Origin of the sequence: Acidiferrobacter thiooxydans, assembly GCF_003333315.1 — a bacterium.
GTDB lineage: Bacteria > Pseudomonadota > Gammaproteobacteria > Acidiferrobacterales > Acidiferrobacteraceae > Acidiferrobacter > Acidiferrobacter thiooxydans.
On sequence record NZ_PSYR01000001.1, the window covers coordinates 599593 to 610440 of the forward strand.

At 60.3% G+C, this 10848-nt stretch carries 12 protein-coding genes, 1 tRNA gene and 2 pseudogenes; 9 read left to right on the forward strand and 6 right to left on the reverse strand.

The features are described from left to right. Position 1 precedes the first annotated feature (1 nt). The 4 genes from ybgF to C4900_RS03100 all read left to right on the forward strand — a co-directional run bounded on the left by ybgF (position 2) and on the right by C4900_RS03100 (position 2714). On the forward strand, positions 2–913 hold the full coding sequence (gene ybgF / locus C4900_RS03085) for a tol-pal system protein YbgF (RefSeq protein ID WP_114282282.1): 912 nt from the start codon (positions 2–4) through the stop codon (positions 911–913). 379 nt (positions 914–1292) lie between these two features. After that, a complete protein-coding gene (queE, locus tag C4900_RS03090) occupies positions 1293–1934 on the forward strand; it encodes a 7-carboxy-7-deazaguanine synthase QueE (protein ID WP_411675219.1) in 642 nt (213 codons plus the stop codon). Continuing rightward, the gene (gene queC, locus C4900_RS03095; protein ID WP_211306735.1) at positions 1924–2601 is read left to right on the forward strand and encodes a 7-cyano-7-deazaguanine synthase QueC; all 678 of its coding nucleotides are present in this window, start codon (positions 1924–1926) and stop codon (positions 2599–2601) included. The genes queE and queC overlap by 11 nt, the downstream gene beginning before the upstream one ends. Positions 2602–2638: 37 nt before the next feature. Further along, positions 2639–2714: transfer RNA gene (locus tag C4900_RS03100), tRNA-Lys, on the forward strand. Between the two features lie 237 nt (positions 2715–2951). On the opposite strand, the gene C4900_RS17110 is transcribed toward C4900_RS03100, so the two are convergent. From C4900_RS17110 to C4900_RS03125, 5 genes and pseudogenes are all read right to left on the reverse strand, one after another. Continuing rightward, positions 2952–3236: an RloB domain-containing protein gene (locus C4900_RS17110; RefSeq protein WP_114282284.1), complete on the reverse strand. Its 285-nt coding sequence runs from the start codon at positions 3234–3236 to the stop codon at positions 2952–2954. Beyond that, entirely contained in the window at positions 3217–3609 is a 393-nt protein-coding gene (locus C4900_RS16835; protein WP_170132387.1) for an RloB family protein, read from the reverse strand. Before C4900_RS16835 ends, C4900_RS17110 begins: the two co-directional genes overlap by 20 nt. After that, positions 3606–4910 (reverse strand): AAA family ATPase, encoded by a 1305-nt coding sequence (locus C4900_RS03115; protein ID WP_114282285.1) that lies wholly within the window; start codon positions 4908–4910, stop codon positions 3606–3608. The genes C4900_RS16835 and C4900_RS03115 overlap by 4 nt, the downstream gene beginning before the upstream one ends. Before the next feature lie 179 nt (positions 4911–5089). Next, positions 5090–5476 (reverse strand): annotated as a pseudogene (locus C4900_RS03120) (protein NO VEIN domain-containing protein); the annotation flags it as partial. A 631-nt stretch (positions 5477–6107) separates the two neighbouring features. After that, entirely contained in the window at positions 6108–7238 is a 1131-nt protein-coding gene (locus tag C4900_RS03125) for an SEL1-like repeat protein (RefSeq protein ID WP_170132388.1), read from the reverse strand. A gap of 581 nt (positions 7239–7819) precedes the next feature. Between C4900_RS03125 and C4900_RS15765 the strand changes: the two are divergent. The 4 genes and pseudogenes from C4900_RS15765 to C4900_RS03140 all read left to right on the forward strand — a co-directional run bounded on the left by C4900_RS15765 (position 7820) and on the right by C4900_RS03140 (position 9173). After that, a pseudogene (locus tag C4900_RS15765) lies at positions 7820–8205 on the forward strand (HipA N-terminal domain-containing protein). Positions 8206–8212: 7 nt separating this feature from the next. Next, on the forward strand, positions 8213–8719 hold the full coding sequence (locus C4900_RS03135) for a HipA domain-containing protein (RefSeq protein ID WP_065970704.1): 507 nt from the start codon (positions 8213–8215) through the stop codon (positions 8717–8719). Next, positions 8720–8848 carry a hypothetical protein gene (locus tag C4900_RS16840; RefSeq protein ID WP_267896423.1) on the forward strand — a complete coding sequence of 43 codons (129 nt, stop codon included), beginning with the start codon at positions 8720–8722 and terminating at the stop codon, positions 8846–8848. 19 nt (positions 8849–8867) lie between these two features. Then, entirely contained in the window at positions 8868–9173 is a 306-nt protein-coding gene (locus C4900_RS03140; RefSeq protein ID WP_114282288.1) for a hypothetical protein, read from the forward strand. A 313-nt stretch (positions 9174–9486) separates the two neighbouring features. On the opposite strand, the gene C4900_RS03145 is transcribed toward C4900_RS03140, so the two are convergent. Further along, the gene (locus C4900_RS03145) at positions 9487–9954 is read right to left on the reverse strand and encodes a cupin domain-containing protein (RefSeq protein WP_114282289.1); all 468 of its coding nucleotides are present in this window, start codon (positions 9952–9954) and stop codon (positions 9487–9489) included. 507 nt (positions 9955–10461) lie between these two features. Here C4900_RS03145 and C4900_RS17115 point away from each other — a divergent pair. Further along, positions 10462–10629, forward strand: a complete 168-nt coding sequence (locus tag C4900_RS17115; protein ID WP_170132389.1) for a hypothetical protein — start codon at positions 10462–10464, stop codon at positions 10627–10629. Positions 10630–10848: the final 219 nt, after the last annotated feature.

Genomic DNA, 10848 nt, shown 5'->3' on the forward strand with positions numbered 1-10848 from the left:
CATGGGTGCGCGGTCCGGGGTTCTTTGGGGGACAGCGCTGGCGTTGGCGGGGATCGTTGTGGTCCCCGCCGTCGCTCATGACCGCGAACCGCCTATCATCTCCATCCCCACCAATGGGGCGAATCCGTCCTCGCGAGCGGGGCTCTTGAGTCTCCTGGAGACGCTGCACGGGATACGTGAACAACTTCGCAGTATCGAGAATCAAGTCGAGATCGAAAACCATAGGATTAGCCGCCTGCGTCAGCAGCAGCAGGCGTTTTTTAGCGATTTTGACCGGCGATTGCGCGATCTCCAGGCCGGGAAGGCCCAACCGGCGGCGCCGCCGAGCCCGTCGGCCGTGACGGCGCCGCAGGCCGCACCGGGGACCAGTGCCGCGGGGGGTGGGACGGGGATCGTCGTCATTCCTCCGGATAACAATACCGCGGTCGCGCCGCCTGCCACGGGCCAAGGTGCGCCGGCCAGCGCAGCGACCGCCGGTTCCCAACCGCCGGCCAGCGCCGAGCCCGCCGTGAGCCGTCAAACCGAGCCGGCCAAGGCGATGTACAACAAGGCCTTCAATCTTTTGCGGACCGGGCGCTATCGACACGCGGTCGCCGCGTTCCAGGCCTTCCTGCAGGCTTATCCAAAAGACAAGCGGGCGGCCAAGGCCCAATACTGGGTGGCAGAGACGGACTACGTGGAGCGTGATTATCCCCACGCCGAGAAGGCCTTCAAGACGCTTGTGACGCGCTATCCAAAGAGCAGGAAGGTGCCAAACGCGCTTCTGAAGATGGGCTATATCGCCAAGTGGCAGGGGCACCCGAACAAGGCGCGGACCATCTGGAAGGCGCTGATTGCCCAATACCCGAAGGCCATGGCAGCCCAGGTTGCGCACAATTCCCTGACGAATCTTGGGGCAAAGGGAAAGAAATAAGGGATCCTGGCCCGCCATTCCCCCTGTGAAGCCCTAACGCCCGGAACGCCCGGTGGCGGCGCCGGAGTCCCCGTATGGGGGCCTCTGTGCCGCCTGCTGGGTATAGGCCTGCAGACAGATATGCCGTCGGTTTATCCATGATGCACAATCCGGCCGTTGACAGGACCGCGAGGCAACGGCGTGGACATAAGGCCTTGTGCCAAAACCTGCGTCAGCGGCGGGGGCACGGCGGACCATGGAAATCCTTGAGAAACCCCGCAGAGAGGGCGCATGTCTCAGGCCGTGCCGGATCCCGGTTGATCGTGGCCATAGGGAGAATGGCTGGGATTCTGGCGCGATCGTCGCATCCCTTATAAGGCCGCGGTAGAATAAGCCCATGCTGCGGGACCTCCGTATCACCGAAATCTTCTATTCCCTGCAGGGAGAGGCACGTACCGTCGGCTGGCCTACGGTATTCGTGCGCCTTACCGGCTGTCCGTTGCGCTGTCGCTACTGCGATACGACTTATGCCTTTCACGGAGGGGAGCGTCTCTCGGTCGAGGGCGTCCTTGAGAAAGTGAGTGATTACTCTCCACGCTTCGTGACTGTGACCGGCGGCGAACCGCTGGCGCAGCCCGCCGTTTTGCCGCTGTTACGAGGGCTCTGTGATCGGGGTTATGAGGTCTCGCTCGAGACCAGTGGGGCGCTGCCCACGCACGATGTCGATCCACGAGTGGCCGTGGTACTCGATCTGAAGACGCCGGGCTCCGGGGAGTCGGCGCGCAACGCCTACGCGAACATCGAGCGGTTGCGCGCCATCGACCAGGTGAAGTTCGTGATCACTAACGCGGATGATTACGAGTGGTCGCGGGGGATCGTGGAGAAGTATGACCTTGCCGGCCGCTGCGATGTCCTATTCTCGCCGGTCCATGACGGTCTCGCGCCCCGCGATCTCGCTGATTGGATATTGCGCGACCGGCTCCCGGTGCGTTTTCAGATCCAGCTGCATAAGGTCTTGTGGGGGGATGTCCGTGGCCGATGACAAAAAGGCGGTCGTTCTGCTCTCCGGTGGCCTTGATTCGGCAACGATATTGGCCCTTGCCCGCAAAGAGGGGTTTCAGTGTCACGCGTTGTCGTTCGACTATGGGCAGCGCCACAAGGGCGAATTGAAGGCGGCAGCCGCGGTCGCTGCCGCAGGCGGGGCCCACGAGCACAGGGTTGCCACCCTGGGTGTCGGCTTCATCGGCGGATCGGCCCTGACCGACCTTGGTCTATCCGTACCCCAGGCGCCTACGACCGGTATTCCTGTGACCTATGTCCCAGCCCGCAACACGGTATTTCTGGCGGTTGCCCTCGGCTGGGCCGAGGTGCTAGGCGCGCATGATCTCTTTATCGGCGTCAATGCCGTCGACTACTCCGGGTATCCCGACTGCCGACCGGAGTATCTGGCGGCGTTCGAGACGCTTGCCAATCTTGCCACCAAGGCCGGCGTCGAGGGGGGGCGATTTCATATCCGCGCGCCCTTGTTGCACCTTACGAAGGCCGAGATTATCCGCGCCGGCCTCGGCCTTGGCGTCGATTACGGGCTGACCCTTTCATGCTATGCCCCGAATGATGCCGGACAGGCCTGCGGGGCGTGTGATGCCTGTCGCCTGCGTGCCAAGGGCTTTGCCGAGGCAGGTGTCCCAGACCCGGCGATCGCGATTTGACAGGGGTTGCGGCAATCACAATAATGACCGGCTTTTGGGGCCGTTAGCTCAGTCGGTAGAGCATCTGACTTTTAATCAGGTGGTCGTTGGTTCGATCCCAACACGGCCCACCATAAAATCAATAACTTGCGATCCTCTCTTGCCTCCTTTCCTGAGTTTGCGGTGACTTGGCGACAATATGAGTTTATACCCCTCTAGCATCCAAGGGTGTCAGATCAGCTGGCAATGTGGGGACACCCTGTTCGTGACCCGCGGTTCAGGTGTTCATGATCAGCGAAATACGTACCCAGTGCCATAGCCGCGTGGCCCCTCGATTCTCGCCGTAAACAGATCGATGAGCTTCTTGTGTGTCAAGGGGTTTCCTGGGTGGCTAGGGATTGAAACCACTCCAGTACCCGGTGGACCAGGGTATATGGGTTATGGTCGTTCATGGCGGCGCGGCCTTCAAGCCAACGGGCATTGTCCATAGCTGAATTGATCTGCCCCATGAGGCCTTGGACTATCCCGGCATCCGCCTTCTTGTAGCCCCCGATCATCGCACGCAGGCGGCCGATAACGGCGTCGCAGTCGGGGGCTGGGGCGTCCGTTCGTTCGTAATGCAGCAGTACCCAGACCTCAAAGCAGGGGATCGAAATCGCTTCCTTGCTTGATGGGCAGCGGTCTCTTCTGTCGGCTGGCTAGGTCGCGAATTTTCTCGCGTGCCCGCTCAAAGCTCTCATGATGATCGCGGTCAAAAACACAATAGATCCGATCGTAGCCCCCAGGCTCCCGCGCTTTTTCTTCCGCATAGTTGACCACGCTGATAGGGGTGGACCCTTTCGTATCCTCGGCTATGACAATCTCCGCTGTGGTGAGCCCGTAGTGCATCCGAAGAGCCTTGAAATACTCTTGTTCCGTCTCGCCTTCACAGACAATAAGCGTGATGGATCGAGGCGCCTTGTGCCCGGGCCGACGGCGAAACGACCGCGGTTCCGCTCGGGGGAAATCCGCGGTCGCGCCACGCCTCACGCCTCCAGACGGCCAACGAAGGGGATCGCGCCATAACGTCCTTTTAGGTAACCGCGCTCCAGGGCTTCCTCCTTGCGGGGCGAATAATCGAGCAACGAGTAGAAATGAGAGGACCGCGCGGCATCCTTTTCCACAAACCAGATTTGGTCGCGCCGTAGCAAACCCGCGTCGAGGAGCGTCGCATCGTGGGTGGTAAAAATGAGCTGGGCGTTTTTCTGGTTGGTCCGGCCCTGGAAAAGGCCCACCAGGAAACGCGTCATATGGGGATGCAGACTGCGGTCCAATTCATCGACAAAAAGGGTCGCCCCGGACTCCAAGGCGCGCAACCACCCTCCCGTGAATTCGAATAACTTCCGCGTACCATCGGACTCGTCGGCCATATCGATGGCCACTTCTTCGGAGGAATCCGGGTGCTTGTGCCACGCCAGCACGCGCAGACGTTTAGGGGCGGGCGGGGAGACACCGGGCGGGATATTGAGTCGCTCCGCGACGCCGTAGGGTCCGATTCCGGGGAGCCCGGTCGAAAGGGAGGGGGAGGGATCTTCCTCCAAGATCTCGAGTCGGTCGATACCCGCGCCGGCGGCCCGCATAAACTGCATGATCCGCTCTTTCCCGCCGTCCTTTCGAAGCAGCTGGAGACTCAGGAATGGGTTCAGGTCCTGGCCCGTACCGGGGCGCAACACGATCAGTTTTTGGGTTAACCACAGGAAGGCGGGTTTGAGCTGTTCGTTATTCAGCTGGATCGCCGTCGACAGAAACAGGGCGTTAGGGCGGGTGAACTCCTGCCAGACCTTGCGCTCCGCCCGCTCCGCCTTGAAATGCGGACCAAACCACCAGTCATAGGTCGCGCTCGCGGGCACAAAGACGCGCTCAAACCACCGCTGGGAACGCCCACGGGGAGACGCCACCAGCCATTCCTTGTGTACGCGCTCGGCGCTGACCGCACACCCATAGTGATACCGGACCCCGTCATCATCCACGAAGAGTATCTCGAACTCCGAGGGCTGGGCCGCGGACACGGGCGAAAGCAGAAAGGGTGTCACGGGTAGGCGCAGTCCTTCCTGGCCCCCGGTGGCCGAATTCTGGATAAGGTGCCGCACCGTTTCTACCGCCCGCAAGAGATTGCTCTTACCGGCGGCGTTGGGCCCATAGATGACGGCTGAGCGTAGTAACCGCAAACCCTCCCGCGGACCCGTGCTGACGTTTTGCGGGAGGTGTTTCGCGTCCGGGCTTGCCGTCAGACTCAGCGTCTGACGCTCGCGGATGGATCGGAAATTGGTGACGCTAAACTCGATCAACATGGCGGAACGCCCACTCAATGCGAAATTTATATGCGATATTCACGCATAACACGCAAATATACAAGATTAATCTGTTATACAGCGGTGTCTCGCCCGCACTTAACGCCTTGAGGCGGGGCTCCCTTATGATTCCGCGGCCCCCTGTTTTCAGATTCCCGATCAACGGGCAACACGCAGAATCAATGGGGCGCCTGTGTCCTGCCCAGCAACTCGCTGAAGTCATAATTTACGCTCGTCACCCCAAAATCCGGCTCGCGCTGAAACGGTTGGCGCAGATAATGGACACGGTGCGTGTCATCACTTGTGAACTCGACGATAGCGAGAATGAAGTCCTCGGGCTTATTGAGGGAATAGAGGATCTCATTGCGGGTCACCGTTACGGTGGAGGCGCCCGCGATACGGTCCTTCACCTCGATAAAGCGCAGTTTGCCCGTGCCCGGGACCCGGCTTTCGATATCGTAACCCAATCGCTCGAATTCACGATCGGTCGGCATAAAGCCCAAGCCCCGTTCGATCTCCATGACAATCGCCCGCGCCCGGGCGGCCGAGGCCTGGGTATCCGCAGGTGCGGCGGCCGAAGTGGGCGCCTGGACGCCGCGACGGGATCCTGGCACACTGACCCCGCTCCAATACGGGGAAATGGCGCAGTCCCGTTCTCACCGCCAAGTTCGAATCGGGACTGCGCCGGCTCTCTTACCAGCCGTCCTTCTACGCTTCCTCATAACCGTTGTCACGAAGAATCCCTCCGTCTTTGCACGGCTTGTAACGGCTGGGCGTTCGCACCCCGATCCTGGGGTGCCTGATCTCTTTTTTGCGAAGACTTCCTACAAAACCCCCAAGGCGATCACCACCGTCGACCCTCAGCCATCACAGCCCGGACAAGACCCTCCAAACCCGTTCCCTCAAGGAACGCTTTCCTGATAAATCCGCGTAACCATCCAAAAAGACGCGGATCTTGGTGATCGCCTACACCTGACCGGCCATGACCAGAAGGAGGCCTTGCGGTACCACCAAAAGACCTCCCAGAACGACCGGCGGCAAGGGTGAGAGTTGGGCCTCGAGGGCAAGCTCTGTGAGCCGCTTCTGCAGGCGGGCCTGCAGCGAGGAGGTTATGGTTGACCCACAAATTGTGGCCGCACCAGAACCAAAAACCCCACAGCCATGCCGCGGCCGAGTCCAGCAAGGCGAACCCGGGACTTATTTTTCGTGTGCCTTTACCCATGCGTAAGCCAACGCTTGGGCCTGGGCGATTTGTGGCGCGGGCATGGAAAACGACAGCCGCTTGATGTCACTGGAGGCTGTCGAGTAGATTTTGCTCCCTGGTTTCGTTGCGCTTTTGGCTAATGCGAACCACTTATAGGCTTGCACGTAGTTTTTCGGGACGCCCTGGCCAAGATTGTAGGAGGTGCCCATCACAACCTCAGCCGGTGCGTATCCTTGAGCCGCTGCCTTGCGGTACCAATACATGGCCTTCTGGTCGTTCCGATGAACACCTTGGCCGAAATTGTAAGCGCGACCCACACGAAACTCAGCCAGCGCGTATCCTTGGATCGCCGCCTTACGGTACCAGTCGAGAGCCTTCTGGAAGTTTTTAGGTGCACCATCACCGTCGCGGTAAATCATACCCATTAAAATATCAGCGGCTGCATTCCCTTGAGCCCCCGCCTTGCGGTACCAATACGCGGCCTTCTGATCGTTCTGAGGGACACCCAGACCAATAATGTAAACGAGGCCCATATTAAGCTCGGCCTTTATGAGGCCTTGGCTTGCCGCCTTACGATACCAGTACACGGCCTTCTCGAAGCTCTGAGGCACACCTTGGCCTCGGTAGTAGGCGCGACCCACACCAAAATCAGCCCGCGCGAATCCTTGAATCGCCGCCTTGCGGTACCAGTACACGGCCTTCCGGAAGTTCTGAGGGATACCTTTGCCTCTGTAGTAAGCGCCACCCATGCTGTCCTCGGCCGGTGCGTATCCTTGAATCGCCGCCTTGCGGGTCCAATACACGGCCTTATGGTTGCTCTGAGGGACACCCTTGCCTCTGTAGTAGGCGGCACCCATGTCGTCCTCGGCCGGCGCATATCCCTGAGTTGCCGCTTTTCGCCACCAATATACGGCTTTCTGGTCGTTCTGAGGAACGCCCTGGCCCATGTGGTAAGCGAGACCCATATTGTCCTCAGCCGCCTCATATCCTTGAATCGCCGCCTTGCGGTACCAGTACACGGCCTTCGCGAAGCTCTGAGGGACACCCTTGCCTTTGTAGTAAGCGAAGCCCCTAATATTCTCAGCCTTTGGCGTCATTGCGCCATAGCAAGCCGATACCAGCATTACGGATGTAACCAAACCCCGCCATTTACAAGGTCCCATAAAACCTCCCTTATTATTGTGTTCGGTATTAAATGATTCGATTATGGCAGCGAGTCAAGGGAATGGGGGGAGCGCGCAGCGCATACAGTAACAGCTCGTGTGGGAAATACAGAATATTCAAGGACATAAGGTTTCCGTGAAAACTGATGGCCACTGACGGGAAAATAATAGGCGAAAAAAGGCGATTATCCACAGTAGCGCGCAAAAGATCGGCCAGGGATAGTCTCGGGCCTTCCCCCTATACCCGACCTGCCATTCATTAACGACGCTGAAGATCTGGGCGTTGCCCTTCGCGCAGTACGCACCCACTCAGGTATGACGTTCGAAGAAGCGGCGCTGGTCATCGGTGTGTGCAAAACACCATGCAGAACCTTGAGCGTGGCACCGGTACGGTATTGCTCGCGCTGGCGATCGAGGTCGCCAACAGGCTTGGTCTTCGTCTGACGTGGCAAAAACCTGCGGGTCCTCCTTATGGGGCTTGAGGTCTGGTTGGACATGCGCTCGCGGGCCGGCTGACACGCGACGCGCAAGCCGATGGCGTCGTGTTTGACTACGATGCCTCCTGGCTGGCACGGCCAGATTCGTGCCCGCTCAGCCCGATGTTGCTAATGCGGTCGGCCGCTCGACGAGCGCGCACGCCGTGCAGGTGCGCCGCCTTTTCGAGAACCTGCTACCCCAGGGGCAGGCGCTTGACGACGCCGTGCAGGCGCTCAAGATTAGCAAATCGAATCTTGCCGGCCTACTGGTCGGGCTTGGCCGGGAAACGGCCGGCGCAATCCGACTGGTAGTGGCCGGGGCCCCAACGTCAGACCGGGATGAAAAGCGACGAGTGCCGGCCGTCGAGTGGTCGGAGCGGATTTGTCAGCGAGCCGGCCAGCCGTTTTCGGTGTGGGACGGGAAGGTACGCCCGTCGATCGCAGGCTACTAGGGCAAGATTGCGCTGCTGGTCGAAGGCAATCCACTGGTACCTGGCCGAAGCGCCGAACCTGGCCTCGACACACATCCTGAAGTCCAAGCCGGTACGGCTATCGCCAGCCGGGCTGACCGGCGACGAGTTTGTCTGCATGCGGCTCGCCCATGTGGTCGGCCTGCCGGTGGCCCCGGTCGCGTTACATCATGTTGCGGAGCCGGTGTTGCTCATAGAGCGATTCGACCGACGGCGCCAGGATCACGCGATCCGACGTGTACACACAATCGACGGTCGCCAGTTGTTTGGCCTGCCTGTTGCGCACCAGTATGAGCGCATCTATGGTGGCGGACGCGATGTGAAGCATATTCGCGATGGCGCCTCTTTGCCCCGTGTTATCCATACGGCAGATCGTACAGCGAATCCGGCCCGCGAGCGGCTCCATTTGTTGCGCTGGGCGATTTTCAAGGTGTTGATCGGGAATGCCGACGCGCACGCCAAGAATCTGTCATTCCTCATGACGTCAGGCGGTTGAGTGCTCGCCTCCGCCTACGACCTGGTGTGCAACACGCTCTCTATCGACAACGTCAACCAGGGCCTTGCTATGGCCGTGGGTGACGCGGTCCTGATCGCGGAAGTGACGGCGCTCGAATGGGTACAGTAACGTCAACCAGGGCCTTGCTATGGCCGTGGGTGACGCGGTCCTGATCGCGGAAGTGACGGCGCTCGAATGGGTACAGTGTTGCGCAACCACCCACGTGAATGCCGCCCTCATCGTGCGCGAAATCCCGCGCATGATGGGTCGAATGCGAGGCAGCGTAGCCCAAGTTCAGCAGGACACCTTATCCAGTGACGTCGATCCCGAAGTGACCGACCGCATCAGAACGGTGATCGAGCGCGCGCGCGATCGCCAAGCCGCCATGGCTCCCGAGATACGGGGCATGCGTCGCACATCGGAAGCCCCCAAACGAGGCGTCATGACGAAGTAGGGCGGCGTGATGGCATGACGACGGATGTCGCCGGGCGACGCCGCACTCACTGGCATGAATAGTATACAACTCGCCAAATCGCTGCCGGTTCACTCGAAATATTGGGTTGTTGTGGTGTCCCGGATGTCTGCAGGCGATCACCGGGATCCACGTCTTTGGGAGGATGCCGCAAAATCCTGTTCCCGCCCAGGGCGAGCGGGCGGGCTCTCTTCGCTTCCCTCGGCTCAAAAATCACGGACCACGCGGATGCGCCTTCTGGAATGTCTCAGATGTTTCCACGGCAGTACACCCTGGCTGTGAGCAGGCACTCTTGTCAGTATGGCCGCCCATCCTTATGCGTTAACTGCCAACCGCCATTGAGGAATACGGCCTTCAGGTCGTCGTAAGGGTACGACGTCTCGTCGCCTTCCGTACGGTCGCCGACTTCGAGATAGATGACCGGCTCATGGGAACGATTGACGAGTTGATGGGCGACCCCATCGCCGGCCTTGAACCCCACGCAGTCGCCGGGCTCGAGCGCGTATTCCGCTTTATCAAGAACCAGAGTCGGGGTGCCTTCCAGGATGTACACGAACTCGTCTTGTTTCGAATGGTGATGGAGGAGTGCGGAGACGGCCCCGGGCGCAAGCTCGGTCAGATTGACACCGAAATTCGTGAGGCCGAAATGGTCGCCTAGTCTTCGTTTCGTCCGCCCCGCGACGCGCGAGGCGAAAGGATGGGGGTAGACCGTCTTCTTGTTGGGCGGTGGGATTGTGGCGGCGGCCGCTGGTACTGAGGTCATGTCGTTTCCTCCATGCAGACTGAGAGATTGGCGGTAGCTGTTGTCTATTTCGAGATGCCCCTGTCGGAACGCAACGCTATCCGCTCCGATAGGGTCGTGCGTGAGGAGGCGGTACGCGCGTTTCGCGGCCCATCAGTAACCCGCGAAACCGGATGACCCCATTATGGCAGACCTCAACAACCGGCGTCGGGCCTTTTCCGGGATGCCGGTGCCTTGCCTCCGGCCTGGCGCTGAATCGCAACGGAAACGGACAACCCCCGACCGGACTATGGCGATGGCATCCCATCCTGCAACGGCCGTTTCCGCAATATACCCCTCCGTGGCGCGTAAGAAAGGCGGGTCCCGCAGCGGCTCAGGGACCTTCTGATGGGCCCCGCACCCTTCCGGTGCGAGCGTCCCTCGGGCGTCGGCCGCCCCCCTAACATAACATCTTGGCCCGCATCGCTTGGTATCAGCAAACGCGACGACATGTAGCTGCGCGCACTGCTGATCCATGGGCTGCGGGCCGTGAGTCGGGCCGCGGAGCGCAAGACCCATAGGGACGGCTGGGTCAAACGGCTGATGGGCCGGCGCAACAAGAGCGTCGCGACCGTCGCGCGCGCGAGCCAGAATGCCCGTAACGATGTTTTGACAGAGGGAGGCTTGCTACCGATGGCTTGGGCCATCACGATGTGATGGCGATTGGCCACACCGTGATCGCGGAGGCCTGTCTTACCTACCGCGCCTCCAGCACGCCCCTGTCATTAGGCCTCGATCAGGGGATTCCATTAAGGGCCTGGGATATCCCTCCTGTAAGGCCTGGATGTAGGACAGCAATCGTGACCTTACTGACTGTCATCACCTGAGGACTGGGCAAGCAGGGGCCGCCACATATGTGTCATAGAAATGTCACCT